Annotated in this window: 13 protein-coding genes and 2 pseudogenes; 7 read left to right on the top strand and 8 right to left on the bottom strand. The window is 70.8% G+C overall.

What is annotated here, in order from left to right:
- A pseudogene (locus tag A5634_RS28840) lies at positions 1 to 1,462 on the top strand (PE family protein); the annotation flags it as partial.
- 88 nt (positions 1,463 to 1,550) lie between these two features.
- Here A5634_RS28840 and A5634_RS26675 read toward each other — a convergent pair.
- Positions 1,551 to 2,468, bottom strand: a complete 918-nt coding sequence (locus A5634_RS26675) for a 3-oxoacyl-ACP reductase (protein WP_155769749.1) — start codon at positions 2,466 to 2,468, stop codon at positions 1,551 to 1,553.
- Between the two features lie 26 nt (positions 2,469 to 2,494).
- Positions 2,495 to 2,686: a ferredoxin gene (locus tag A5634_RS26670; RefSeq protein WP_065147029.1), complete on the bottom strand. Its 192-nt coding sequence runs from the start codon at positions 2,684 to 2,686 to the stop codon at positions 2,495 to 2,497.
- 217 nt (positions 2,687 to 2,903) lie between these two features.
- Here A5634_RS26670 and A5634_RS26665 point away from each other — a divergent pair, with 217 nt between their 5' ends.
- From A5634_RS26665 to A5634_RS29770, 4 genes are all read left to right on the top strand, one after another.
- Positions 2,904 to 4,085, top strand: a complete 1,182-nt coding sequence (locus tag A5634_RS26665; RefSeq protein WP_065147028.1) for an acyl-CoA dehydrogenase — start codon at positions 2,904 to 2,906, stop codon at positions 4,083 to 4,085.
- Between the two features lie 13 nt (positions 4,086 to 4,098).
- The gene (locus A5634_RS26660; RefSeq protein ID WP_065147027.1) at positions 4,099 to 5,184 is read left to right on the top strand and encodes an acyl-CoA dehydrogenase family protein; all 1,086 of its coding nucleotides are present in this window, start codon (positions 4,099 to 4,101) and stop codon (positions 5,182 to 5,184) included.
- Between the two features lie 56 nt (positions 5,185 to 5,240).
- The gene (gene fadD17 / locus A5634_RS26655; protein ID WP_065147026.1) at positions 5,241 to 6,743 is read left to right on the top strand and encodes a long-chain-fatty-acid--CoA ligase FadD17; all 1,503 of its coding nucleotides are present in this window, start codon (positions 5,241 to 5,243) and stop codon (positions 6,741 to 6,743) included.
- A gap of 183 nt (positions 6,744 to 6,926) precedes the next feature.
- Positions 6,927 to 17,474 (top strand): PE family protein, encoded by a 10,548-nt coding sequence (locus A5634_RS29770; protein ID WP_253861929.1) that lies wholly within the window; start codon positions 6,927 to 6,929, stop codon positions 17,472 to 17,474.
- Between the two features lie 38 nt (positions 17,475 to 17,512).
- Here the strand turns inward: A5634_RS29770 and A5634_RS26645 are convergent, their stop codons facing one another.
- Positions 17,513 to 18,526, bottom strand: a complete 1,014-nt coding sequence (locus tag A5634_RS26645) for a MaoC family dehydratase (RefSeq protein ID WP_065147024.1) — start codon at positions 18,524 to 18,526, stop codon at positions 17,513 to 17,515.
- A gap of 157 nt (positions 18,527 to 18,683) precedes the next feature.
- Between A5634_RS26645 and A5634_RS26640 the strand changes: the two genes are divergently transcribed.
- Together A5634_RS26640 and A5634_RS26635 are read left to right on the top strand one after the other, a co-directional pair.
- On the top strand, positions 18,684 to 19,811 hold the full coding sequence (locus A5634_RS26640) for an acyl-CoA dehydrogenase family protein (protein WP_065147030.1): 1,128 nt from the start codon (positions 18,684 to 18,686) through the stop codon (positions 19,809 to 19,811).
- Positions 19,812 to 19,868: 57 nt separating this feature from the next.
- Positions 19,869 to 20,234, top strand: coding sequence for a CD225/dispanin family protein (locus A5634_RS26635; protein WP_065147023.1), 366 nt, complete (start codon positions 19,869 to 19,871; stop codon positions 20,232 to 20,234).
- Here the strand turns inward: A5634_RS26635 and A5634_RS26630 are convergent.
- The 5 genes and pseudogenes from A5634_RS26630 to A5634_RS28835 all read right to left on the bottom strand — a co-directional run.
- Positions 20,228 to 21,169 (bottom strand): enoyl-CoA hydratase/isomerase family protein, encoded by a 942-nt coding sequence (locus A5634_RS26630; RefSeq protein WP_065147022.1) that lies wholly within the window; start codon positions 21,167 to 21,169, stop codon positions 20,228 to 20,230. The two genes, A5634_RS26635 and A5634_RS26630, sit on opposite strands and share 7 nt — an antisense overlap.
- Positions 21,170 to 21,172: 3 nt before the next feature.
- Entirely contained in the window at positions 21,173 to 22,696 is a 1,524-nt protein-coding gene (gene fadD4, locus A5634_RS26625; RefSeq protein WP_065147021.1) for a fatty-acid--CoA ligase FadD4, read from the bottom strand.
- Positions 22,697 to 22,883: 187 nt separating this feature from the next.
- Positions 22,884 to 24,704: a phosphoenolpyruvate carboxykinase (GTP) gene (locus A5634_RS26620; RefSeq protein WP_065147020.1), complete on the bottom strand. Its 1,821-nt coding sequence runs from the start codon at positions 24,702 to 24,704 to the stop codon at positions 22,884 to 22,886.
- A gap of 165 nt (positions 24,705 to 24,869) precedes the next feature.
- Complete coding sequence (locus A5634_RS26615; protein WP_253861931.1) at positions 24,870 to 26,348, bottom strand: hypothetical protein; 1,479 nt, start codon at positions 26,346 to 26,348, stop codon at positions 24,870 to 24,872.
- A gap of 35 nt (positions 26,349 to 26,383) precedes the next feature.
- A pseudogene (locus A5634_RS28835) lies at positions 26,384 to 26,920 on the bottom strand (hypothetical protein); the annotation flags it as partial.

The raw sequence follows: 26,920 nt of genomic DNA, 5'->3' as shown, positions 1-26,920 counted from the left end.
AGTTGGCGAGTCCGTCACCGCTGAGGCCACCGAGTCCGCCTATGCCACCTTTGCCGCCGCCCCCGCCGGATCCGCCGGTGATGGCGGGGTCGGGGGGACCGGGGGAACCGGAGGGCAAGGCGCCACCGGCACCACCGGAACCACCGGCACCGCCGGCACTTACGTGGACCTGGGCCTGTTCAGCGTCACCCTGGAAGGCACTGACGGCGGGGCCGGCAGCATCGGCGGCGACGGCGGCCAAGGGGGTCAGGGCGGAACCGGCGGCGCGGCCGGCGGCACCGGCGCTCAGGCCGGGGCCGGCGGTACGGGCGGCCAGGGCGGCGCAGGTGGTACCGGCGGGACCGGCGGTCTGGGCGCCAGCGCAGCTAACGAAGTACAACTGGCCACCACCGGCGGGACCGGCGGGGGCGGCGGCAAAGGTGGCATAGGCGGACTCGGTGGCCTCAGCGGTGACGGCCTAAACACCGCCGAGAGCGGCGCAAGCGGGGCCGGAGGCACCGGCGGCACCGGCGGCCAAGGCGGCACCGGTGCCGCGAGCGCGACCATCCCCGGCGTCAGCGAGCAGCACGGTGGCACCTCAGCACCCGGTTACGGCGGCAACGGCGGCCAAGGCGGAGCCGGGGGCGCGGCCGGGGGTACCGATGCCAACGCGGGCAACGGCGGTAACGGTGGCCAGGGCGGTAACGGTGGCGTCGGCGCCACCGGAGCCGACGCCGACGCCAACGGCGGGACCGCGGTCGCGGGCAGGACAGGCGGCGGCGGTGGCCACGGCGGCACCGGCGGAGCCGCCGGCGGCGATGGCGCCCGCGGCGGCACTGGCGGCCAAGGCGGCACCGGCGGCGACGGCGGCAACGGCGGGGGCGGCACTATCCCCGACTTTGGCTCGACTGCAGCGGCGGATGCTGGTTATGGCGGCGCTGGCGGCCAAGGCGGCACCGGCGGCACCAACGGCGGTTACAGCGGCGCCACCTCCGGCGACGGCGGCACCGGCGGCACCGGCGGCAAGGGAGGCACCGGCGGGACCGGCGGCACTGGCAAAGCCGGCGGCTTCGATGAACTCGACTCAGCCGGCGGCCCCGGCGGCGCTGGCGGCAATGGCGGCCATGGCGGGACACCCGGCGGTGGCGGCGCCGCCGGCGGTGCCGACGCCAACCCAGGACAACAAGGCACCGGCGGCGACGGTGGTAACGGCGGGACGGGTGGTGGCGGCGGCAACGGCGGCCACATGGGCCTCGTCTTTGCCGCACCGGGCGGCGACGGCGCCGGTGGTGGAGCCGGCGGCGACGGCGGCGCGAATGGCGGTCACGGCGGAAACGGCGGAAACGGCGGACACGGCGGGTCCGGTTTCGTACTCGGCGAACCCCATCCGGGTTCCGGCGGCCCCGGCGGGCAGCCGGGGCACGGCAGTTCCCCCGGCCTCGACGGCACGCCCGGCCAGCCCGGTATGGGTGGCGGTTTCTGACCACGCCTGCCCCGCGCCCCGCGAACCGAACCGGCCGGCGAAATTTCGGGTCGAAATTCGCAACCAGGTTCGGTTGGCGGCCAAAAGGTCAGTCCATCAAACCGGTGGCGGCGAAGTTCTTTTCCGGGTCGCGGCCGGCGAAGTAGCCCTGCAGCGTCGAGCTCAGTTGCGTTGGCTCCCAGGCGGCGCCGTCCGCCGCGAACTGGTGCTCGGCCGTCGGCGCAGCGACCAACGTCACGCGCGGGCCGTACACGATGAACACCTGGCCGTTGACCTCGGCAGCCGCCGGCGAGGCCAGGAACTGCACCAACGTCACCACATGCTCGGGCGACAACGGGTCGACGTCCGCGTCCTCGGGGGCCGCCCCGAACACGTCGGCCGTCATCGCGGTACGCGCGCGGGGGCAGATCGCGTTGGCGCACACGCCGTAGCGGCCCAGCGCCCGTGCCGCCGACAGCGTCAGCGCGGTGATGCCCGCCTTCGCGGCGCCGTAGTTGGCCTGCCCGACCGGGCCGACCAAGCCCGCCTCCGACGAGGTGTTGACGATCCGGCCGAAGACTGAGCCGCCCGCTTCCTTCGCCTTGCTGCGCCAGTACGTGGCCGCATTGCGGGTCAACAGGAAATGGCCGCGAAGGTGCACGGCGATGACCTGGTCCCAGTCCTCGTCGCTCATGTTGAACAGCATCCGGTCGCGGGTGATGCCGGCGTTGTTCACCACGATGTCCAAGCCGCCGAGTCCGTCGGCGGTGCTGAGGAGTTCGTCGGCGGTGGAGCGCTGGCTGATATCGCCGGCTACCGCCACGGCCTTGCCACCGGCGGAGTTGATCTCGTCGACGACGTCGGAGTTGTCCAGGCCGGCGGCGATGTCGTTGACGACGACGGTGGCGCCCAGGCGGGCCAGACCGATCGCTTCGGCGCGGCCCAGGCCGGCGGCGGCACCGGTCACCACCGCAACCTTGCCGGACAGATCGGTCGCGTTCGTATCGGAGCTAGTCAATTTATGAATACCTCTAGTTTCGGGATATGGGGTTGTTAGTCCTCACGAAGCAGCGCCGCGCGCGGGCATTCCGCGATCGACTGCTCGGCCAGATCCTCCTGGTCAGCTGGGATCGGATCGGTCTTCACGACGGCATAGTCCTCGTCGTCCAGGTCGAAGATATCCGGCGCAATTCCCAAGCACACGGCGTTACCTTCACAACGGTCACGGTCCACAATCACTCGCACGGCATTCTCCTTGAACCTGGGCTGAAGTTAGGAAGTAGGCCTCGTCTGGATCAGATCAGTATGTAGCACCACCATAGGGCCGCGACGCCTCTGGCGAAACGGCCGCTGGATTCCCAGACTAGAACGTGTTACAACCGGGGAGACGAACGGGTAGCCGCTGCTGTGGATTTTGGTAGCCGGCAAGACAAGAACGATCGCTTGATCGGAGGCGGCTGGAATGCGCATCAGTTACACCCCGGAACAGGAGGAGCTGCGCCGCGAACTGCGGTCGTACTTCACCACGTTGATGACGCCGGAGCGGCGCGAGGCGCTCAGCTCGGTGCAGGGCGAATACGGCACCGGCAACGTCTACCGCGAGACGGTGGCGCAGATGGGCAAGGACGGCTGGCTCACTCTGAACTGGCCCAAGGAGTACGGCGGCCAGGACCGCTCGCCGATGGACTCGCTGATCTTCACTGATGAGGCGGCGCTCGCGGGCGCGCCGGTGCCGTTCCTGACCATCAACAGCGTCGCCCCGACGATCATGGCGTTCGGTACCGACGAGCAGAAGAAGTTCTTCCTGCCCAAGATCGCCGCCGGGGATCTGCATTTCTCGATCGGCTACTCCGAGCCTGGTGCGGGTACCGATCTGGCTAACCTGCGCACCACTGCGGTCCGCGACGGCGACGACTACGTGATCAACGGTCAGAAGATGTGGACCAGCCTGATCGCCTACGCGGACTGGGTGTGGCTGGCGGTGCGCACCAACCCGGAAGCCAAGAAACACCGCGGCATCTCGATGCTGGTGGTGCCTACCACCGCCGAAGGGTTTTCCTGGACGCCGGTGCACACCATGGCCGGTCCCGACACCAGTGCCACCTACTACACCGATGTGCGGGTGCCGGTGAGCAACCTGATCGGCGAGGAAAACGCCGGCTGGAAGCTGGTGACCAACCAGCTCAACCACGAGCGGGTCGCGCTGGTCTCGCCGGCCCCGATCTTCTTGTGCCTACGGGAAGTCCGGGAATGGGCACAGAACACCAAGGACGCCAGCGGCGGCCGGCTGATCGACTCGGAGTGGGTCCAGCTCAACCTGGCCCGGGTGCACGCCAAAGCCGAGGTGCTCAAGCTGATCAACTGGGAACTCGCCTCGTCGTCGAGCGAAACCCTGTCGCCGGCGGATGCGTCGGCGGCCAAGGTGTTCGGCACCGAGCTGGCCACCGAGGCCTACCGGCTGCTGATGGAGGTGCTGGGCACCGCCGCAACGCTGCGTCAGGACTCCCCCGGCGCCCTGGTACGCGGCCGGGTCGAGCGGATGCACCGGGCCTGCCTGATTCTGACGTTCGGCGGCGGCACCAACGAGGTCCAGCGCGACATCATCGGCATGGTCGCCCTCGGACTGCCCCGAGCCAACCGCTGAGTTAAGGACGGACATGGATTTCACGACTACCGAAGCGGCCCAAGACCTCGGTGGCCTGGTCGACACCATCGTCGACTCGGTGTGCACGCCGGAGCATCAACGCGATCTGGACAAGCTCGAGCACCGCTTCGACCAGCAGCTGTGGGGCAAGCTCGTCGACAGCGACATCCTCACCAGCGCCGCAGCCACCCAGCTCGGCGGGGACGGTTTCGGCGTGCTCGAGCAGGTGGCGATTCTGGTCGCACTCGGACACCAACTGGCGGCGGTGCCCTATCTGGAGTCGGTGGTCCTGGCCTCCGGCGCCCTGGCCCGGTTCGGCTCCGAGGAACTGCAGCAGGAGTGGGGTGCGCCTGCCGTCAAGGGCGAGAAGATTCTGACCGTCGCACTGGACGGCGAGATGGGCGACGGTCCGGTGCAAGCCGTCGATGGTCGGCTGTCCGGCAGTCGCACCCTGGTGTTCTACGGCCCGGTGGCCGACGCCTTCCTGGTACCCGCCGAGACAGAGTCCGGCACGGCTGTTTTCCTCGTCGCCGCCGACGACCCGGGCGTGACGGTGACCCCGTTGCAGACCACCGGCTTGGGCAGCGTCGCTCACCTGGCCCTGGACGGGACCGAGGTCGCCGACGCGCGACGCGTCGGTGGCGCCGATGTGGTGACCTGGCTGCGCACCATCTCGTCGCTGGGCCGCAGCGCCTACCAACTCGGTGTGCTGGAACGCGGCTTGCAGATGACGGCCGAATACGCCCGCACGCGTGAGCAGTTCGACCGCCCGATCGGCAGCTTCCAGGCCGTGGGTCAGCGGCTGGCCGACGGCTACATCGATGTCAAGGGGTTGCGCCTGACGTTGACGCAGGCCGCCTGGAAGGTCGCCGAGGACATTCCCGCCGAGATCGACGTAGCCTCCGCGGCATTCTGGGCGGCCGACGCCGGGCATCGGGTGGCACACAGCATCGTGCACGTGCACGGGGGCGTTGGCGTCGACACCGATCACCCGGTGCATCGGTACTTCCTGGCGGCCAAGGAGGCCGAGTTCGCGTTGGGTGGGGCCACTGGGGCGCTGCGGCAGATCGGCCGCGAGCTAGCCGAGACCCCAGCCTGAGCCCTTGGGCGCCGAGCGTGAAGCTAGTTTCACAGCCGAGATGACGAGGGAGCGACTTGCCCAACCCGACGGTCACCGACCTGTTGCGGCCCTTGGCCGAAATCGACGACCGCGGTGTCTATTTCGAGGACTCGTTCACCAGTTGGCGTGACCACCTGCGGCACGCCGCGGCCGTAGCCGCGACGCTAAAGGATCGTCTCGACCCGACTCGACCGCCACACGTCGGCGTGCTACTGGAGAACACACCGTTCTTCTCGGCGGTATTGGTCGCGGCCGGCATGTCGGGAATCGTGCCGGTAGGTCTCAACCCGGTGCGGCGCGGCGCAGCACTGACCCGCGACATCACCCACGCCGACTGCCAACTCGTCCTGGCAGATTCGAATTCCGCTCCGGCACTTGGCGATATCGAACACATCAACGTCGATTCGCAGCAGTGGACCGACGAGGTGGATGCACACCGGGAGTCCGAGCCGCAGTTCCAATCCGCCACGCCCGCAGACCTTTTCATGTTGATCTTCACCTCGGGCACCAGCGGCGAACCCAAGGCGGTGAAGGTCAGCCACGGCAAGGTCGCCACCGCCGGCCTCGGCATGACCATGCGTTTCCGACTTGGCCCCGACGACGTCTGCTACGTATCGATGCCGTTGTTCCATTCCAACGCGCTGCTGGTCGGCTGGGGTGTGGCAGCCGCATGCCAAGGCTCAATGGCGTTGCGGCGCAAGTTCTCAGCGTCCGGGTTCCTGCCGGACGTGCGCCGCTACGGCGCCACCTACGCCAACTACGTGGGTAAGCCACTGTCATATGTGCTGGCCACCCCCGAGCAACCCGACGACGCCGACAACCCGCTGCGCGCCGTCTACGGCAACGAAGGTGTGCCCCGAGATATCGAAAGATTCAGCCGCAGGTTCGGCTGTCGCGTTCAGGACGGTTTCGGTTCCACCGAACTCGGGGTGGCGATCGCACGGACCCCCGATACGCCGGACGGTTCCCTTGGACCGCTGCCCGACGGGGTGGCGATCCTCGACCCGGAGACCGGCGACCCCTGCCCGCCGGGAGTAGCTGGCGAGCTGGTGAACACCACCGGGGCCGGCGGCTTCGAGGGCTACTACAACGACGAGGCCGCGCAGGCCGAGCGAATGCGCGGCGGCGTCTACCACAGTGGCGATCTCGCCTACCGGGATGAGAATGGCTACGCCTACTTCGCCGGCCGCCTCGGCGATTGGATGCGGGTCGACGGTGAGAACCTGGGCACCGCGCCGATCGAGGCAGCGTTGCTGCGGCATCCCGAGGTGACCGAGGCCGCCGTATATCCGGTGCCTGATCCGGTGGTCGGAGACCAGGTTATGGCGGCACTCGTGCTCACGCCGGGCGCACAACTCGATGCCGAGGACTTCCGGGCCTTCCTGACCGAACAGGCCGACCTCAGCCGCAAGCAGTGGCCGTCGCACGTCCGGATCAGCACCGAATTACCACGCACCGTGACCTTCAAGGTGCTCAAACGGCAGTTGTCGGCCGAAGGGGTCGACTGCGACGACCCGGTGTTCCCGATTCATCGATAGCCCGGCTAGCGAGGCGTTCTAGGCGCCTCCATGCCCTCCTCCGACTGAGTCAGCGCTGACCAGCGCATTCAACAAATGCCCAACCTTTCTGCATCTCGCGGTGGGCATCGTGAGCAGCACCCCGCTCGAATGGCCCTCGTGCTTTGCCGTGGCGCCCCCGGTGCTTGTTGGAAGGGCCAGCCGATGTCATATGTCTTCGCCTACCCGCATGGGGTGGCCGTTGCGGCCACCGATTTAGTCGGGATCGGCGCGGCGGTGGGCAACGCCGCCCACACTGCTTCGGGGTCGACGACCCAGGTGCTCGCCGCGGCCAGCGACGAGGTGTCCGCCGGCATTGCGGCGTTGTTCAGCACCCACGGTCAGCAATTCCAGGCGGCCAATACCCGGGTAGCAGCCTTACAGGAGCAGTTCATCCATGCCTTGACGACCAGCGCGAACTCCTACGGAGTCGCCGAGGCCGCAAACGTCTCGCTGCAGTCGGTCGAGCAGAACCTGCTCGCCATCGTCAACGCGCCCACTCAGACTCTGATGGGCCGCCTGCTGATCGGCGACGGCGCCAACGCGACAACGCCGGGCGGGCGGGGAGGCGACGGCGGACTGCTTTGGGGCAACGGCGGCACCGGCGCTTCCGGGGCCCCCGGCGAAAACGGCGGGGCCGGCGGATCGGCGGGGCTGTTCGGAAACGGTGGAAAAGGCGGCATCGGCGGCGCGGGTGTCGGTGGCGTTAATGGCGGTATGGGCGGAACCGGTGGCGCTGGCGGGGCCGGCGGACTGCTCTACGGCACCGGCGGCGCCGGCGCTAACGGCGGGGCTGGGGCGCCCGGCGCGACAGGCCTGGTCGGTGGGACGGGCGGAGATGGCGGGGCCGGCGGCAAGGGCGGGGTGGCCGGTGCTGATGGCAACGGTGTGACCACGGCCAGCAACGGCACCGGCGGTGCCGGTGGTGCCGGCGGTAACGCCGGGTCTGCCGGCGGCGGTGGCCGCGGTGCTGACGGGGTGGCCGGCACGGCCAACCTCGATGGCGGCAAGGGCGGTGCCGGCGGTAACGCCGGGACGGTCGGGCTCGGTGGTGAGGGCGGGGCTGACGGTGTCGGCGGCGGCAAGGCCGCCAACGGGACCGCCGGGACCGGCGCTAACGGTGGCCGTGGTGGTGATGGCGGTACCGGCGCGATCGGCGCTAAAGGTTCTGATGGGGTCAACCCCGGTGACAGTGGCACCGCCGGTAAAGACGGTGGTCGCGGTGGTGACGGTGGTCAAGGTGGTGCGCGCAGCGGCACCGGCACCGTCGATGGCAGCGGCGGCACCGGTGGTGCCGGTGGCGACGGCGGGGCCGGTGGTTCCGGTGTCAAGGGCGCGGATGCGGTCGGCACGACTGCTGCCGGGGTCGGCAACACCGGCCAAACCGGCGGTAACGCCGGAGCCGGCGGTAAGGGCGGGGCCGGCGGTAAGGGCGGCGCGGTCGGCGGTAGCGGAGTCGGTGCCAGCGCCGGGGCCGGCGGGGCCGGCGGCAACGGCGGGGCGGCGGGTGTCGCCGGTGACGGCGGTGCCGGCGCGGGCGGCGCCAACGGCATCACCGGAGTCAACTACGGCACCGGCGTCGGCGATGGCGGCAAGGGCGGTGCCGGCGGCCAAGGCGGTAACGGCGCCAACGGTGGTGCCGGTGGGGCCGGCGGCCTCAACGGCAGCGGTGTCGGTACCGGCGCCGATGGTCTAGGCGCCAACGGCTCCAACGGCGGCAAGGGCGGCAACGCCGGCAACGGCGGCATCGGCGCCGCCGGCGCCAACGGTCAAGTCGGCCTCAACCAAGGCAAAGGCATCGGCGCCGGCCTTGACGGCGGCACCGGCGGCGGCGGCGGCACCGGCGGCAACGGCGGCAAAGCTGGTGCAGCCGGAGCCAACGGCAACGGCACCACCACCGCCACCAACGGCACCGGCGGCAACGGCGGCAACGGCGGCACCGCCGGCGCCGGCGGCACCGGCGGACGCGGCGCCGACGGCGTGGCAGGCACCACCAACATCGACGGCGGCAACGGTGGCAAGGGCGGCGCAGCCGGCACCGTCGGCGGCAAGGGACTCGGCGGCTTCAACGCCGCAGGCACCACCCGCGACGGCACCGACGGCGCCACCGGCGCCGGCAACAACGGTGGCCGTGGTGGTGACGGCGGTAACGGCGCGATCGGTGCGGCCGGCAAGGACGGGGTCAACCCCGGTGACAGTGGTACCGCGGGCAAAGACGGCGGTCGCGGTGGTGACGGCGGCCAGGGCGGTGCGCGCAGCGGCACCGGCACCTCCGATGGCAGCGGCGGTACCGGTGGTGCCGGTGGCGCCGGCGGAGCCGGTGGTTCCGGGGTCAAGGGTGCTGATGCGGTCGGCACCACTGCTGCCGGAGTCGGCAACACCGGCCAGACCGGCGGTAACGCCGGGGCCGGCGGGACCGGCGGGGCCGGCGGTAAGGGCGGCGCGGTCGGCGGTAGCGGAGTCGGTGCCAGCGCCGGGGCCGGCGGGGCCGGCGGCAACGGCGGGGCGGCGGGTGTCGCCGGTGACGGCGGTGCCGGCGCGGGCGGCGCCAACGGCATCACCGGAGTCAACTACGGCACCGGCGTCGGCGATGGCGGCAAGGGCGGTGCCGGCGGCCAAGGCGGTAACGGCGCCAACGGTGGTGCCGGTGGGGCCGGCGGCCTCAACGGCAGCGGTGTCGGTACCGGCGCCGATGGTCTAGGCGCCAACGGCTCCAACGGCGGCAAGGGCGGCAACGCCGGCAACGGCGGCATCGGCGCCGCCGGCGCCAACGGTCAAGTCGGCCTCAACCAAGGCAAAGGCATCGGCGCCGGCCTTGACGGCGGCACCGGCGGCGGCGGCGGCACCGGCGGCAACGGCGGCAAAGCTGGTGCAGCCGGAGCCAACGGCAACGGCACCACCACCGCCACCAACGGCACCGGCGGCAACGGCGGCAACGGCGGCACCGCCGGCGCCGGCGGCGCCGGCGGACGCGGCGCCGACGGCGTGGCAGGCACCACCAACATCGACGGCGGCAACGGCGGCAAGGGCGGCGCAGCCGGCACCGTCGGCGGCAAGGGACTCGGCGGCTTCAACGCCGCAGGCACCACCCGCGACGGTATCGACGGCGCCACCGGCGCCGGCAACAACGGTGGCCGTGGTGGCGACGGCGGCAACGGCGCGGTGGGCGCCAACGGTTCTGATGGCGTCAACGCCACCAACCCCCACGGTGGCAAGGGCCAGCGCGGCGGTGACGGCGGCATCGGCGGTCAGGGTGGCGCCCGCAGCGGCAGCGGCACCAGCGGCAGTGGTGGAACCGGCGGCAACGGCGGTGTGGGCGGTGACGGCGGCAACGGCATTGACGGCGCCAACGGCACCAACACCAGCGGCCCGGGCGGCGATGGTCAGCGTGGCGGGGACGCCGGTAGCGGCGGCAACGGCGGCAACGGCGGTAAGGGCGGCGCGTCCGGCGGCACCGGTGGCTCCGCGGGTAAGGGTGGCAACGGAGCCAATGGCGGTTCGGCTGGAACCGCCGGTAACGGCGGCGCCGGTGCCAGGGGCTTCGACGGCACCGCCGGCGTCAACAACGTCGCCGGCAACCTCGGCGGCGGGTTCAACGGTGGCAGCGGCGGCGACGGCGGTAAGGGCGGCAACGGAGGGACCGGCGGCAACGGCGGACTGGCCGGTGACAGCAACCCGGCGAACTCGGGCACAAACGGCAACGGCGGCAACGCCAGCAACGGCGGCAACGCCGGGCGGCCGGGCGACGGCGGCAACGGCGCCAACGGCACCTCGACCTTCATTCACGGCGGCAACGGCGGTAACGGCGGCAACGCCGGCACGGCTGGTGCTGGCGGCACCGGCGGCGCCGCCGGGACCGGTGGGACCGGCGGCACGGGCGGCACCAATGGCGCCAAGGGCGCTTCGGTCGCCGGACCTGCCGGTAACGGCGGTCAAGGCGGGACCGGCTACACCTCCACCGTCTCCGGTGCAAGCGGCGGCAACGGTGGTGACGGCGGAAACGGCGGCAACATCGGTAACGGCGGCAACGGCGGCAACGGCGGTCACGGCGTGGCCGGCGCCGAGGGCTCGGTCGGCACCGCCACGACCGGCGCCACTGCGGGTAACGGAGGTAACGGCCAGCAGGGCGGATCAGGTGGATCCGGCGGCAACGGCGGCAAGGGCGGCGTGATCTCCGGCAACGGCGGCAAGGGCGGCGTCGGCGGCAACGGTGCCGACGGCGGTGCCGGCGGCCTTGGCGCGGCCGGCGGCAAGGGCGTGGCCGGTATCGACCAGTACGGCAACGGCATCGGCGCTGGACAAAACGGCGGCTCGGGCGGCAACGCCGGTAACGGCGGCACCGGCGGTCAGGGCGGATCCGGCGGCAACGCCCCGCACGGCACGCCAGGAGCCGCCGGCAAGGGTGGCAACGCCGGCAATGGCGGCAATGCGGGCACACCCGGCGACGGTGGTGACGGTGCCACCGGCACCGCCAACAACACCACCGGCGGCAAGGGCGGCAAGGGCGGCAACCCCGGCACCATCGGCGCGGCAGGGGGCTTCGGTAGCGGCGGCGTGAACGGCAACAACAGCGGCTACGCCGCGAACGGCACCAAGGGCATCGACGGCGCGCTGCCGACGACCCCGGCCGGCAACGGCGGCCGGGGTGGCGACGGGTTCACTTCCACCGCCGCCGGGGCAAGCGGCGGCAAGGGCGGCGCCGGCGGCGACGGCGGCACTTACGGCAGCGGCGGCGCGGGCGGCAACGGCGGCAACGGTGTGGCCGGAGCCAAGGGCGCCGACGGCACCAGCGACGGCCAGAGCGGTCAGCAGGGCCAGACCGGCGGTTCTGGCGGCGACGGCGGCGCCGGCGGTAAGGGCGGCGTGAACCTGGGCGATGGCGGACGCGGCGGCGACGCCGGCCATGGCGCCGACGGCGGCCAGGGTGGTACCGGCCAGGGCGGGGCGAACGGCATCTCCGGAATCGACGAATACAACCAGGGCAATGGCATCGGGTCCGGCCAGAACGGCGGCAACGGTGGCGCCGGCGGTACCGGTGGCAACGGCGGTAAGGGCGGCGACGGTGGCGCCTCCGGGATCCACGGCAACGTGGGCAACGCCGGCAACGGCGGCAACGCCGGCAACGGCGGAGCAGCGGGCACACCCGGCGACGGCGGCCACGGTGCGGACGGCATCTTCGTCAGCCCCGACGGCGGCCGCGGCGGCAACGGCGGCAACGCCGGGCCCGTCGGCACCGCCGGAAAGGCCGGCCTGGGTGGCACCAACCCCGACGGGGTTGACGGCAACACCGGCAACGCAGGCACCAACGGCGCGCCGTTAACCACGGTGGCCGGTAATGGCGGCAACGGCGGGCTCGGCTACACCCAAACCACCACCGACGCCAACGGCAACGGCCTCAACGGCGGCGCTGGCGGCAGGGGTGGCGACGGCGGCTCCAACGGCAATGGCGGCAAGGGCGGAGCGGCCGGTAACGGCTCCAACGGCGTGCAGGGCGCACCGGGTGCCAACCCTGGCGACTCCGGCGCCGACGGCGGCAAGGGCGGCCTCGGTGGCCGCGGCGGCGACGGCGGTAACGGCGGAACGCTCGCCGCCAACCACGGCGGCGATGCCGGGGCCGGTGGACAGGGCGGCAGCGGCGGCGACGGCGGGGTCGGCCACGACGGCGCCAACGGTGTCACCGACACCGACAAGTACGGCAACGGCATCGGCGCTGGTCAGAACGGCGGCAAGGGTGGCAACGGCGGCCAGGCCGGCACCGGTGGCGCCGGCGGCAACGGCGGCACGGCAGTCAACGGCGGCACCGGCGCGGGTGGCGCCGGCGGCAAGGGCGGCAACGGTGGTAGCGGCGCACTGCCCGGCGACGGTGGTAACGGCGCCAACGGCACCGCGGCCAACCCGAACGGCGGCAAGGGCGGCGACGGCGGCAATCCGGGCGTCGGCAAGGCTGGCGGCAGCGGCGGCGCCGGCGGTACCGGCTCCGCCAAGGGCGTTGATGGCGCCACGGGCAACCCGGGCAACTCCCCCGTCGGAACCCAGGCCAACCCAATCGGCAACGGCGGCCGCGGTGGCGATGGCTACAGCCAGCCCGTCGGCGCCGTCGACGGCTTGGGTAAAGCGCTGGCCGGTGGCGAAGGCGGCAAGGGCGGCAAGGGCGGCCTGTACGGCAGCGGTGGTGACGGTGGCACCGGCGGTAACGGCGCTCAGGGAGTCGACGGCGCCAACGGCGGCACCTCCGATCCCAACGGCGGCAACGGCACGGGCGGCGGCGCCGCCGGTAAGGGTGGCGCCGGTGGCGACAGCGGCAGCCTGGGCGGTTACGGCGGCAAGGGCGGCAACGCCGGCAACGGTGGTAACGGCGGCACCGGTGGCGACGGCGCAAACGTCAGCGTCGGCACCGGTGGTAAGGGCGGCAACGGCGGTGATGGCGGTGCCCCGGCCGCGGGCGGAGCCGGCGGCAACGGCTTCTACGGCGGCGGCGACGGCGGCAAGGGCGGCAACCCCGGTGCGGCCGGCGGCGCCGGCACCAACGGTTACGGTCCGGCCGGTCCCGGCGCCAACGGCACGCCCGGCACGGTGCCGATGAGCGGTGGCGACGGCGGCAAGGGCGGCAACGCCACCGGCACCCCGGGTGTCGACCAGCCCGGGTTCGCCGGCGGTAAGGGCGGCGACGCCGGCATGTACGGCGACGGCGGCAACGGTGGCAACGGCAGCGTCGGCGGTGTCGGTCACAAGGGCAGCACCGGCGTCCTCGGCGTCAACGACGGCAAGGGCGGCGACGGCGGCCAGGGTGCCATCGGCGGCGCCGGCGGCAAGGGCGGCGCGGCCGGCACACTCGGTGGCAACAGCGGCAGCGGCGGCACCGGCGGCCAAGGTGGTCAGGGCGGCCAAGGCGGCACCGGCGCCAAGGGCGACTTCGGTGGCGGCAAGGGCAGCGGCGGCGTCGTCGGCAACGGCGGCGACGCGGGTAACGGCGGCAAGGGCGGCACCGGCGGCACCGGCGGGGACGCCGGTAGCATCCCGGCGACCAACTTGACCGGCACGCAGGGCACGGGCGGCAACTCCGGTAACGGCGGCACCTCCGGCTCCGGCGGCGTCGGCGGCGCCGGCGGCACCGGCACCCAGGCCCACCCAACCGGCGGGACCGGCGGCAAGGGCGGCAACGTCGGCACCGGCGGCGACGCCGGGACACCCGGCACCGGCAGCTCCAGTGGTAGTAGTGGCAATCCGGGAGTCATCTCCAAGGCCGTCGTCGCTAACGGTGGCGCCGGTGGGGCCGGCTACAGCCCGCCCGCCGGCGCGACCGACGGCTTCGGCAACCCGGTACCCGGCGGCGCCGGCGGCCAGGGCGGCGACGCGGGTGACTACGGCAAGGGCGGCGCCGGTGGTGTCGGCGGCAACGGCGCCGACGGCACCATCGGCGCGAACGGGGCCACCGCGGGCGCATCCGGCACCGGCGGCGGCAACGGCGGCGTCGGCGGCGGAGGCGGCAAGGGCGGCGCCGGCGGCACCGAAGACGGTGACAGCGGCGCCGGCGGTAAAGGCGGCAACGGCGGCAAGGGCGGGGCCGGCGGCAACGGCGCAGACGGCAGCTTCACCTCCGGCACCATGAACGGCAAGGGCGGCGCCGGCGCCAACGGCGGCAACGGCGGCAACGCCGGACAGGGCGGCGATGCCGGCACCGCGGGCAAGAGCGGCATCCAGGGTCCCGGCGGGGCGGGTGGCGACGGCGGCAACACCGGCGTCGGCGGCAACGGCGGCAAGGGCGCGGCAGGCACCGCAACCCACAACGACGGCGGCGACGGCGGAGCGGGTGGCAACGCGGGCAGCGTTGTCGGTACCGGCGGAGCGCCCGGTACCGGCGGCGCCGGAACCCCGGTCACCAACGGTGCCAATGGCAGCGTGCCCAGCACCGTTGCGGGCAACGGCGGCAACGGCGGCGCCGGCTTCAGCCAGCCTGCCGGCGCAACCGATGCGAACGGCAACGGACTGTCCGGCGGCAAGGGTGGCGCCGGTGGTGACGCCGGTGACCACGGCAGTGGTGGCGACGGCGGCAAGGGTGGTGACGCGTCGGCCGGCAAGAACGGCGTCAACGGCGCCACGCTGGGGGCGTCCGGGACGTCCGGTGGCGCCGGCGGATCCGGTGGCAACGGCGGCGCCGGCGGTGCCGGCGGCACGCTGGGCAGCGGCAAGGGCGGCAGCGGCGGCGACGCCGGCAACGGCGCCACTGGCGGCAATGGCGGCGCCGGCCGGTCCGGCAAGGCCGGCGTGGTGGGCGTTTCCAACGGAGACGGCCAGACCGGTGGCGATGGCGGCAGCGGCGGCAAGGGCGGCAGCGGCGGCAACGGCGGCGCAGCCGGAGCACCGGGTGGCGGCGGCACCGGCACCGAGGGCGCCGCGGGCAGTGGCGCGGATGGCGGCAATGCCGGCCGGGCCGGTAATGGCGGCGCGGGCGCTAACGGCACCGTCTTCAACCGCGACGGCGGCAAGGGTGGCGACGGCGGCAACGCGGGCACGGCGGGCGATGGCGGCGCGGCCGGCACCGGCACCGGCAGTCCCACTTCCGGCAGCGATGGAAAGGACCCAGTCCAGTCGGGCGACGGCGGCCGGGGCGGTAACGGCTACAACCCGATCACCAAGGGTGCCGACGGCGGCAACGGTGGTGCCGGCGGTAACGGCGGCCGGATCGGCAACGGCGGCAATGGCGGGGCCGGCGGCAATGGTGTGTCCGACACCACCGCAGGCGCCAACGGCACCAGGCCCGGCGACTCCGGCCTCGACGGCCGCACCGGCGGCGACGGCGGCAACGGTGGCGCTGGCGGCAAGGGCGGCATCGACGGCGGCAATGGCGGCACCGGCGGGGCCGGCGGTAACGGCGGCAACAGCGGCAACGGCGGCAACGGCCTCGACGGCAAGGCCGGCACACCCGACGTCGACGCCTACGGCACCGGAATCGGCGGCGGCCAGAACGGCGGCAACGGCGGAGCAGGCGGCGACGGCGGCAAAGGCGGCAACGGCGGCGCAGCCGGCGTGGCCCAGGCTGGCGGCTTCATCGACGGCGACGAAGGCGCCGCTGGCAACGGCGGCGACGGCGGCAACGCCGGGATGGCCGGCAACGGCGGCAACGGTGCCAACGGCACTGCCGCTAACCCCGACGGCGGGGCCGGCGGCAAGGGCGGCAACCAGACCGCGGGCTCGGCCGGCCCGGCCGGCACCGGCAAGGGCGGCACGGACGGCGCTCCGGGTGCCCTCAACCCGGGTGCCGTCGGCAATGGCGGTAAGGGCGGGGACGGCTTCGCCGGCACCGCCAGCCACATCGACGGCGGCAAGGGGGGTGACGGCGGTGCCGCGGGCAACCACGGAAACGGTGGCGCGGGCGGTAACGGCGCCAACGGGTACGCCCCGCCTGCCAGCAGTGCGGGCGCCAGCGGCGGTGCCGGCGGGAACGGTGGCAACGGCGGTGCGGGCGGTTCGGTTTCCGGCGACGGCGGTGCCGGCGGCACCGGTGGCAACGGCGGAAGCGGCGTGAACGGCGCTAACGGCACGGCCACCAGCTTCGACGGCGGCAAGGGCGGCGACGGCGGAGCGGCCGGCAACGGCGGCACCGGCGGCAACGCTGCACAGGGCACCGGCGGCACCGGCGGCAACGCGGGCACCGCCGGAACCCCGGGCGACGGCGGCAACGGCTTCGGCGGCACCGCCAGTCATCCCGCCGGCGGTAACGGCGGCAACGGCGGCAACGCGACCTTGGGCACCGGCGGCGCCGGCGGCACCGGAAAGGCACCGGCTTACAACGGTGCAAACGGCACCAACACGGCCCCGTTCGGGGGCCCAGTCGGTAACGGTGGCAACGGCGGTGGCGGCTACGACGCCAGCACCAGCGCCCCGGCCGGAACCAGCGGCGGCAATGGCGGCAACGGCGGCAACGGCGGCACCTTCGGCAAGGGTGGCATCGGCGGCGACGGCGGCAACGGCAAGGCGGGCGGCACCGGCACCGCCGGCACCTCCACTACGCCCAACGGCGGCACCGGCCAGGATGGCGGCGCCGGCGGCAAGGGCGGCAGCGGCGGCGACGGCGGATTGGTCTCCGGCGACGGCGGCAAGGGTGGCAAGGGCGGCATAGGCGCCACCGGCGGGAAGGGCGGCAGCGGCTTCGACGGTCTCGGCGGCACCGGTGGCGACGGCGGCAAGGGTGGCGCCGGCGGCGGCGGCGGCAACGGCGGCAACGCGTTGGGTGCGGGCGTCGGCGGCAACAGCGGCGGCGGCGGCGCCGGTGGCACCGGCGGAACGCCTGGAACTGGCGGCAAAGGCGCCGACGGCACGCTAGCCAGCCCCGACGGCGCCACTGGCGGCAACAGCGGCACCGGCGGCAAGGGCGGGGCCGGCGGCAACGCCGGGACCGTCGGCACCGGATCCGGCGGCGGCGGCACCAGTGGCACCGGCGGCGCAGGCGGCAACGGCGGCAGCGCCGCACCCGGTCAGACCGGCGGGATTGGCGGCAACGCCTACACCGGCGCCATCAACGCCAACGGCGGCACCGGCGGTAAAGGCCCCAACGGCGGCAACGGTGGTGACGGCGGAACCGGCGGTGGCGGCGGCAACTTCGGCACCGGTGGCACCGGCGGCCAGGGCGGCCCCGGCGGCGTCGCGGTGGGGACCGGCACTACCAGCGACGGCCCGGTCGGTGGCGACGGCATCAACGGGACACACGGCTGAGACCGCCGTCCAAGAGACGGGCGGGCCGGACCGGCACGTTAGAACTGCAGCGCCCGGAAGCGCCAGTCCAACACCTGCCGGTCCGGTTCGCCGCCGGGCTCAGTACCGGTCTCGGTGACCGCGTAGACCACCGATCGCAGGCCGAGCACACCGCTGTCGGCGGACTCGACGTGCAACTCGCTGTAGAGCGTGTCGCCCTCGCGCACCGGACCGGTGTGGTCGCAAGACTCCCAGCCCAGCACGGTCACCAGGTTGGGCAGCAGCCGGTTGGCCTGCGCGAACGCTAACCCGATGGTGTGGCCGCCGTAGACCAGCCGCTGCCCGCCGACGCGTGAATCATGGTGGGTGGCAGCGATGTTGAGGGTGAGCCGGGCCAGCTCGGGTGCGTTGCTGACCACGTCGGCGGTGCTGTGCAGCACCGTTCCGGCCAACCCCGCGTCGAAGTGTGGGCCCGGTACCCGGCGCCGGAAAGCCACCGCGTCCCAGGTGTCGGTCGGGTTCTCCGCCGGTGGCGCGGCGTCGGCGCCGATCGCGCCCAGGTCGTCACTGGGCCCGGATCCTGGCTCCCAGGCTGGGCTGCCGGGCAGCATGGCGCAGCGGTAGAAGTCGAGCACCAACTGGTCGGCCTGGTCGATGGTCGTCATGCGTAGCGCGGCCAGCCCCGTCGGCGGGCGGCCGGGCTTGGCGGTGTTGGCGCGCAAGCCCACCACTTCAGTGCGGGTATACAGGCTGTCGCCGATGACCGGGTATCGGTGAAACATCAGCCCGCGGTAGAACAGGTTCGCTTTGACCCGCTGGGTGGCCAGCGTGGACTGCCCGATCGCTATGTCGCACACCAGTCCTGGGTGGGCGAGCGCGGTGGTTGCACCGGTGACCGCGACGCACAGATCGGCATCAAGCGCCAGTCGCAGCCGGTCCCCGATGATCGCCTGATGCGCGGCGGCCAACCCCGGCGACAGCGTGGTCGACGGCGCCCAGTCGAATACCTGCCCGACGCGCAGGTCGTCGAAGTAGGGCCCGCCCGCCCGGAAATGCCTATTGCCTTGGGTCACAACGCCACATGCTGGCAGGCTGTATGACCGAGGGTCAAACACCGACCCAGCCGAGAGTGAATTTCACGACGCGACACGCCGGTTCGGCGTCGCCATCCGCACTCTCGGCCAACGGAAAGGCGTTGGCGTGAGCACTGAACTCGATGAGGACGAGGCGATGCTGGTCGCCACCGTGCGGGCGTTCATTGACCGCGACGTCAAACCGACCGTGCGCGACGTCGAGCACGCCAACACCTACCCCGAGGCGTGGATCGAGCAGATGAAACGCATCGGTATCTACGGCCTGGCCATCGACGAGGCATACGGGGGCTCGCCGGTGTCGATGCCGTGTTATGTCCTGGTCACCCAGGAGCTTTCCCGCGGGTGGATGAGCCTGGCCGGTGCGATGGGCGGGCACACCGTGGTAGCCAAGCTGCTGAGCCTGTTCGGCACCGAGGAGCAGAAGCGAAAGTACCTGCCGCCGATGGCCACTGGCGAGTTGCGCGCCACCATGGCCCTCACCGAGCCCGGCGGCGGCTCCGATCTGCAGAACATGAGCACCACAGCGCTGCCGGACGGCCCGGATACGTTGCTGGTCAATGGCTCCAAGACCTGGATCAGCAACGCGCGCCGGTCCGGCCTGATCGCGTTGCTGGCCAAGACCGACCCGCACGCGAGGCCGCGGCACCGGGGCATCTCGGTGCTGCTGGTCGAGCACGGGCCGGGGCTGACGGTGTCGCGTGATCTGCCCAAGTTGGGTTACAAGGGCGTTGAGTCATGCGAACTTTCGTTCGACGACTTTCGGGCACCCGCCTCGGCCGTGCTGGGCGGCACTGCGGGCCAAGGCTTTTCGCAGATGATGAAAGGCTTGGAGACGGGCCGGATTCAGGTTGCTGCGCGAGCGCTGGGGGTGGCGACGGCCGCGTTGGACGACGCGCTCGAATATGCCCAGCAGCGCGAGAGTTTCGGTCAGCCGATCTGGAAGCACCAGTCCGTCGGCAATTACTTGGCCGACATGGCAACCAAACTCACCGCAGCTCGCCAACTCACCCGCTACGCCGCGGAACGCTATGACAGCGGTCAGCGCTGTGACATGGAGGCGGGCATGGCCAAACTGTTCGCCTCCGAGGTGGCTATGGAGATCGCCCTGAACGCGGTGCGGATTCACGGCGGTTACGGCTACTCCACCGAATACGATGTCGAACGCTACTTCCGAGACGCGCCGCTGATGATTGTCGGCGAAGGCACCAACGAGATCCAACGCAATGTGATCGCGGCGCAATTGGTATCCCGCGGCGGCGTCTGAGGGCACATACGATTTGTTTGCTGTATATTTGCCTGACCTATCAGGAAGGCAGCGGTCATGAGCTATCCATCAGACCCCTATGGAGCCAACCCGGGTTGGCAAGGGCAGCCTCCTGGTTTCGGCGGTCAACGGGAGCCGGACAACTATCTGGTCTGGGCAATCCTGGTGACTGTGCTGTGCTGTCTGCCGTTCGGGATCATCTCGATCGTCAACTCCACCAAGGTGTCCGGGCTCTGGGCCCAGGGCCGCTATGGCGAGGCTCAGTCCGCAGCCGCCAGCGCCAAGAAGTGGGCCATCATCGGTGCGATCAGCGGTGTCGTCGCCTACATCGTCGGCATCATCATCTACGTCGTCATCATCGCGGCCGCCGTCTCGATCGACAATCACATTCAGACGACGTTCACCACCTATTCCGGTTACTGAGCCGAACCAACGGCGTTCACCAAGCCCCAGGCCAGCGCGGTATGCGCGTCGATGGTCTGACCCGATAGCACCAGATACGCGGTGCGCCAACGGCCGATGCGCCGGGTCACGCTGACGGTGCCGCCGGCTCCGGGGATCAGGCCCAGGCCGAGTTCAGGCAAGCCGAACACCGAATCATGCTCGGCCTCAATCCATCCGCAGAATGCGGCCATTTCCAGTCCGCTGCCGAGCACCCGGCCGTGCACCTTGGCCCTGCTGGCGTGACCGAGCCTGGCGGTGAGCTCGTCGAGCACCAGGGCTGGGCTGTGTCGGGTGCGAGCCAAATGCGCGCTGCCGGGGTCGGCGAAGGTGCCGAACTCGGCGAGGTCACCGCCGCTGCAGAACGAGGGTCCGTTGCCGCTCAACACCATCGCCGTTATCGACGGATCCAATTGGGCAACGGTGAGCGCTTCGAGTAGTGCCGCGCGGGTTTCGGTACAGAACGCATTGTGCCGCTCCGGACGGTTGAACCTGATCCGCAGCGTGTCGTTATCACGTTGCACCTGAACGGGATCGGCGGCGTGGGGCATGGTGGCCGGCCCCCGCGCAGCTAACCAACGGGCGAATTCCGGGCCACCCTGCAACGTCGAATAGGCCAATGATTCGGTCACTACGCCCGTCGAGGTGGCACCGTGCGGGTCCAGGCAGCGCAGCACGTCGTCGCAGACGGTGCTGGCTTGCGGCCACTGGGTGCAGCGCCGGGTCAGCTCGGCTAAGGCCTCCGAAACGGAGTCCACGGTGATGACTCGCCGATCGGCGCAGGACTGCTCACTGAGCGTGAAAGTTGCGCTCTGCAACCAGTATTCATCGAATGGCGGCCCGTGCGCCACGATCACGCCTGGCAGCGCTACCAAGCCCGGATCCGGCGCGCTGGACAGCTCGATCACCCGGATCACGGCTCACTCCGAATACTTCGCGATCAGTTCGTTCTTATAGAGCTTGCCGGTGTCGGTACGCGGCAGCTGTGCCTCGAACGCGAGCGAGCGCGGACATTTGAAGTGTGCCAACCGATCTCGAAGCCAGTCCAGTAACTCTTCGGCGAACTCTTCGGTGCCGTCGTCGGGATCCACGGTCTGCACCACCCCCATCACGCGCTGGCCCATCTCGTCGTCGGGAACGCCGAACACGGCCGCGTCCAGCACCTTTGGATGGGTGACAAGCAGGTTCTCCGCCTCCTGCGGGTAAATGTTCACCCCGCCGGAAATGATCATGTGGTGCCGGCGGTCGGTCAGGTACAGGTAACCATCTTCGTCGAGGTATCCAATGTCGCCGACGGTGGCCCAACCGTGCTTGTCGCGCGAGGCAGCGGTTTTGGTCGGGTCGTTGAGGTATTCGAACGTATTGCCGCCCTCGAAGTAGATCTCGCCGGCCTCACCGGGCGGCAACTCGTTGCCGTCCGGATCCAGGATGTGCACACCGCCCGTCATCGCCTTGCCAACCGAACCGGGATGCGTGAGCCAGTCCTCGGCGAAGATCAGCGTTGACCCATGCGCCTCCGAGGAGGCGTAATACTCGTCGACAATCGGGCCCCACCAGTCGATCATCTGCTTTTTGATCTGCACCGGGCATGGCGCGGCGGCGTGCATCACCCGCTTGAGGCTGGACAGATCGTACGAATCCCGCACGGCCGGCGGCAATTTCAGCATCCGGATAAACATGGCCGGAACGAACTGCCCGTGCGTCACCCCGTAACGTTCGATCGCTTGCAACGTCCCCTCGGGGTCGAACTTCTCCAGCACGACGGTAGTGAGTCCGGCGGCTTGCACGGTCAACGACCACACCGACGGTGCGGTGTGATACAGCGGCGCCGGGCTCAAATACACCGTCGCTGGGTCCATCCAGAAGTCAATCAGCGCCGTCATCAGGCCCGGCGCTTGGTCCGGCGGCAAGTGCGGCAATTCGCGTTTGATGCCCTTGGGGCGGCCGGTGGTTCCCGACGAGTACTGCAGCAGGTCGCCCTCGATTTCGTCGTCGATCGGTGTATCCGGTTGGTCTGCAACGCATTCCTGGTAGCGCTGCCATCCGGGTAGGTCCCCGTCGGCAATCAGCAACAGCTCCGGCAGGCCGCTGGGAAGCTGCTCGCCCAGCCCGGCGAGGACGTCGCGCAGCGCCACCGAACCGATGATGGCCTTGGCATTGCTGTTGTCGATGATGTACGCGGCCTCGGCGGCGGTCAGATGGGTGTTGATCGGCACGTAGTACAGGCCGCTGCGGCGTGCTGCCCACATGACCGCGTGCATGTGCTCGTTGTTCTCCATCAGGATCGCGACCGCGTCGCCTTCCCGCAGTCCCGCCTGACGGAACTTGTGGGCCAGACGATTTGCGCGCGCCTCGAGTTCGCCGAACGTCACCACCGTGCCCGACGGGTGCAGGATGACGGCAGGTTTGTCCGGGTGAGCTTCGGCGTGCTGGCGAATCTGCATGGCTGAACTCTACGACGCCCGAACTTGACGGGTGTCAACCGGACCGCCAGCTCTCGAGCGTCACGCTAGCGTGGCACACCGCGCCGACAGCCACGCTAGCGTGACGCTCGACGCTTGACGACGCTCGACGCTTGACGACGCTCGACGCGTGACGCTCGACGCCAGCGTGGCCCACCGAGCGCGCCAGTTACTCGGCCAAGCGCGCTTTCAAAGCCTCGAACTCGTCGCGGATGCCGGTCGGCAGCTTGTCGCCGACGAACTCGAACCACTCCTCGATCAGCGGAAGTTCCTCGCGCCACTCGGCGGCATTGACCGCAAGCGCCGAGTCGATGTCGGCAACGTCGGCTTCCAAACCGTCCAGGTCCAAATCGGCGGCGGTCGGCACGACGCCGATGGCGGTGTCCTGGCCGCCCGCGTTGTGCTCGATGCGGTCGACGATCCACTTCAGCACCCGGCTGTTCTCGCCGAAGCCCGGCCACAGGAACTGGCCCTCGTCGCCGCGGCGGAACCAGTTGACGAAGAACACCTTGGGCAGCTTGGACTCGTCGGAGTGCTTGCCCAGGTCGATCCAGTGCTGGAAGTAGTCGCCGACGTTGTAGCCCAGGAACGGCAGCATGGCCATCGGGTCGCGGCGTACAGTGCCGACCTTGCCTTCAGCAGCGGCCGTCTGCTCGCTGCCCATGGTGGCTCCCATGAACACGCCGTGCTTCCAGTCGCGCGCCTCGGTAACCAGCGGGACCGTCGTCTTGCGGCGGGCGCCGAACAGGATGCCCGAGATCGGCACACCCTGCGGGTCGTCCCACTCGGGGGCCAGGATCGGGCACTGCGACATCGGGGTGCAGTACCGCGAGTTGGGATGGGCGGCCTTTACTCCGGACTCGGGCGTCCAGTCGTTGCCCTTCCAGTCGATCAGGTGCTGCGGGTCGCCTTCCAGGCCTTCCCACCACACGTCACCGTCGTCGGTGAGCGCCACGTTGGTGAAGACGGTGTTGCCGCCCTCGATGGTGCGCATGGCGTTGGGGTTGGAGTTCCAGTTGGTGCCAGGAGCCACGCCGAAGAAGCCGAACTCCGGGTTGACGGCGTACAACCGGCCGTCCTTACCGAACCGCATCCAGGCGATGTCGTCGCCCAGGGTCTCCGCGCGCCAGCCCGGGACGGTGGGCTGCAACATCGCCAGGTTGGTCTTGCCGCACGCCGACGGGAACGCCGCGGCGAAGTAGTACGCCTTGTTCTCCGGCGAGATCAGCTTGAGGATCAGCATGTGCTCGGCCAGCCAGCCCTCGTCGTGGGCCATTGCCGAGGCGATCCGCAGCGAGTAGCACTTCTTGCCCAGCAAAGCGTTGCCGCCGTAGCCGGAACCGTAGCTCCAGATTTCGCGGGTCTCCGGGAAGTGGGTGATGTACTTGGTGTCGCTGCATGGCCAGGGGACGTCGTCCTGTCCCTCATCCAACGGCGCGCCCACCGAATGCAGGGCCTTCACGAAGAAGCCGTCCTCACCGATCTTGTCCAGCGCGGCTTTGCCCATCCGGGTCATGGTGCGCATCGAGACGACGACGTACTCGGAGTCGGTGATCTCCACGCCGAGCTTGGGGTCCTCAGCGCCCAGCGGCCCCATGCAGAACGGCACCACGTACATGGTGCGGCCGCGCATACACCCGCTGTAGAGGTCCTTCATGATGGACCGCATCTCGTTGGGGTCTTTCCAGTTGTTGGTCGGGCCGGCGTCCTCTTCACGCTGCGAGCAAATAAATGTGCGGGACTCCACGCGGGCGACGTCCGACGGGTCTGACAGCGCAAGGAAGGAGTTCTTGTGCTTGTCGGGGTTGAGGCGGGTGAACGTACCGGCCTCGACCAGCTGGTCGGCGAACCGCTGGAACTCTTCCTCGGAGCCGTCGGTGAACACCACCCGGTCGGGCTGGGTGAGCTCGGCGACCTCCTGCACCCAGGTCAGCAGCCCCTGATGTTTAGTCGGTGCGGTGTCCAGGCCGGGGATGGTCGCTGAGGTCATCGAACTCTCCTGAATTCTGCTGCTCGGTAATCGTCGGTTCCACTGATGCGTGCGCGCGGTTCGCCTTAACGCTTTCTTATTCAGATTATCGCGCATCACTTGTGGGGGAAGTCCCACGAGGGTATAAGCCTGCTCACAAGACCGATTCAGAAGGCTCTACTTCTGCTAAAGGACGCCACCGTTAAACCGCACCGGGGTGTTGGCCCGAACAGCACCTGGATCGGTCTTGGATATACCCGGTTCGCCCAGTTCTGCACATACGGCCTCCAGCGCGGCCTGGATCGTGGGCATCTCCCGGTCGCGAGCGGCTGCGGCGCGCGCCGCGGCGAGCGCATGTTCGCGCAACTCGCCGTCGATCAGATTCACCTGGTCGGTCACCCGGGCGTTCTCGGCCTCGTCATGCGCCATGGCCGCTGTGCTCAACAGCGACTCGGCGGCCAACACCCGGCTGGCCACCAGTTGCTCGGTGACCGACCGCAGCGACGACGTTACGTCGCCCACCCAGCGATCCAGCACGGCGCGGTCACTGAGCAAACTGCGGACGTTGACCATCCACACGGTGATCGCCAAGCCAAGGGCCACGCACGCCACGATCGCGGCGGCGGTCAGCGCCGGGTGCAGATCGGGCGCCAAGCCGGCAACCAGGCGACTGGCCGTAAGCGCCACGCCCAACCCGAACACGACACCGAACACTGTCATCAGCCGCATCTCCAGCCGTCGCGACTTCAGCGGCGGCGCCGAGACGGGAACGGTGGGCAGCTTGTCGACCGGCGGCAGACCCAGCGGCGCACCGATCACCTGGGCGACTTCAGCCAAGTGGGCGTCGTTGTTTTCGGCGACCTCGGCGACCACCCCGTCGAGGCGGCCCCGGACGTATTCCTCGAATGCGGCCATCCGTCGCCGGGACAGGACCGCAACGTCCTCTTGCAACTCGGTGCGTACCGCCGCGCTGCGATTGCGGGCAAAGAACGACAACTGGACCCGAGCCTGCTGGATCTGGCCGCGCAGCGTGATCGTGCGGTCCGACTTCGACTGACGTCGCTGCCGCAGTGCGGTGCTGCGCTCGTCACGCAGGGCGTCGACGCGCGCCCGGCGGCCCGGGCCGTCGGCGTCCCGATCAAAACGCCGCGCCACCTTGTGCAGCCGCGATTCCCACGCCCGCAACCGGTTGCGGCGGACCAGATCGGAGTCGGCAAGCTGCCCCTGCACCATCGCCACCAACTCGTCGACTTGCGGTCTGCCGACCTCGGGCGCGGCGGCCACCCCGACCCAGGGCACCTTGCCGTACCGCGGGGCGTGTTTGGCCAGCATGTCCCGGTTGACCGCGAGCACCTCGCGCCAGGGTCGGTGCACGTCGATCTTGGTTATTGCGGCCACTACTTCGTCGGTGTTCTCGGCGGCGGCGTCGAGCATCGCGCAGTCGGATTCGGTGAGCGGGTCCGACGCCGACACCACGAACACGACCGCCATCGGCGCATCCCCGGGCCCCAGTTCGGCCGATTCGACGAATCTGTAGTGCGGAATCTGTTGCCGCAAAACCGTTGCCACGCTGGTGACGCCGGACAACCACGGGCCGGTCACGAGCACCACGTCGCGACGGTTGATCACCGGCGGTCCCAGGTTCGGCCCGATCGCTGCGACCATTGCGTCCACTCGGGCGATGGGCTCGTCGCGAGCGCTCACGGCCCCTCCCTGTCGATGCGTGCCGTCGGTAGGAGCCGCAGCGATCCCCTGACGATGTCGCTCGCACAAGCCCGGTGCAGGTCGTTTTTCGCTGATCGGCCGTAGCGCTGCCAGTGCACAGCCCGCGGTAGCGGCGCGGGGGGCCCGGGTTCCAGCCCGGCGGCTTGCGTGGCGGCCAACGCCGCAGCCATTCGGGCAACGACGGTGTCGTCGCAGCTCAGGAACGCCGCTATCGCCGAGTCGGTGACGGCTAAAACCTCCAGCTCGGCGACGGCGTCGAGCACCCGGCGGTAGCGCACCTCGGCGCCGGCGGCGATCAATCGGTCGATCACGGCGTCGATACCGCTGACCCGGCGCAGCACCGCCCGCACCCGCGCCGGGCCATGCCCGGATCGCAGCGCGGCGAGCACCAGCGCGATGCCGAACAAGTCGAGCTGCGAAAGCAGTCGCCGCCGCACCTGCACCGATACCGGCAACGACGCGGTCAGGAAGCCGTCGAAGGATCCGTCCAGGCAGGCAAGGCCGTCGGATTG

Source organism: Mycobacterium asiaticum, from assembly GCF_001673365.1.
GTDB lineage: Bacteria > Actinomycetota > Actinomycetes > Mycobacteriales > Mycobacteriaceae > Mycobacterium > Mycobacterium asiaticum_A.
This window is presented reverse-complemented; position numbering and strand designations above follow the sequence as displayed.

Bases quoted from the DNA above. Each gene is read 5' to 3' on its own strand.
- A5634_RS26665 (WP_065147028.1), top strand. From the start codon at position 2,904: ATGCGCATCAGTTACACCCCGGAACAGGAGGAGCTGCGCCGCGAACTG.
- A5634_RS26660 (WP_065147027.1), top strand. From the start codon at position 4,099: ATGGATTTCACGACTACCGAAGCGGCCCAAGACCTCGGTGGCCTGGTC.
- A5634_RS29770 (WP_253861929.1), top strand. From the start codon at position 6,927: ATGTCATATGTCTTCGCCTACCCGCATGGGGTGGCCGTTGCGGCCACC.
- A5634_RS26640 (WP_065147030.1), top strand. From the start codon at position 18,684: ATGCTGGTCGCCACCGTGCGGGCGTTCATTGACCGCGACGTCAAACCG.
- A5634_RS26635 (WP_065147023.1), top strand. From the start codon at position 19,869: ATGAGCTATCCATCAGACCCCTATGGAGCCAACCCGGGTTGGCAAGGG.
- fadD4 (WP_065147021.1), bottom strand. From the start codon at position 22,696: ATGCAGATTCGCCAGCACGCCGAAGCTCACCCGGACAAACCTGCCGTC.
- A5634_RS26620 (WP_065147020.1), bottom strand. From the start codon at position 24,704: ATGACCTCAGCGACCATCCCCGGCCTGGACACCGCACCGACTAAACAT.
- A5634_RS26615 (WP_253861931.1), bottom strand. From the start codon at position 26,348: ATGGTCGCAGCGATCGGGCCGAACCTGGGACCGCCGGTGATCAACCGT.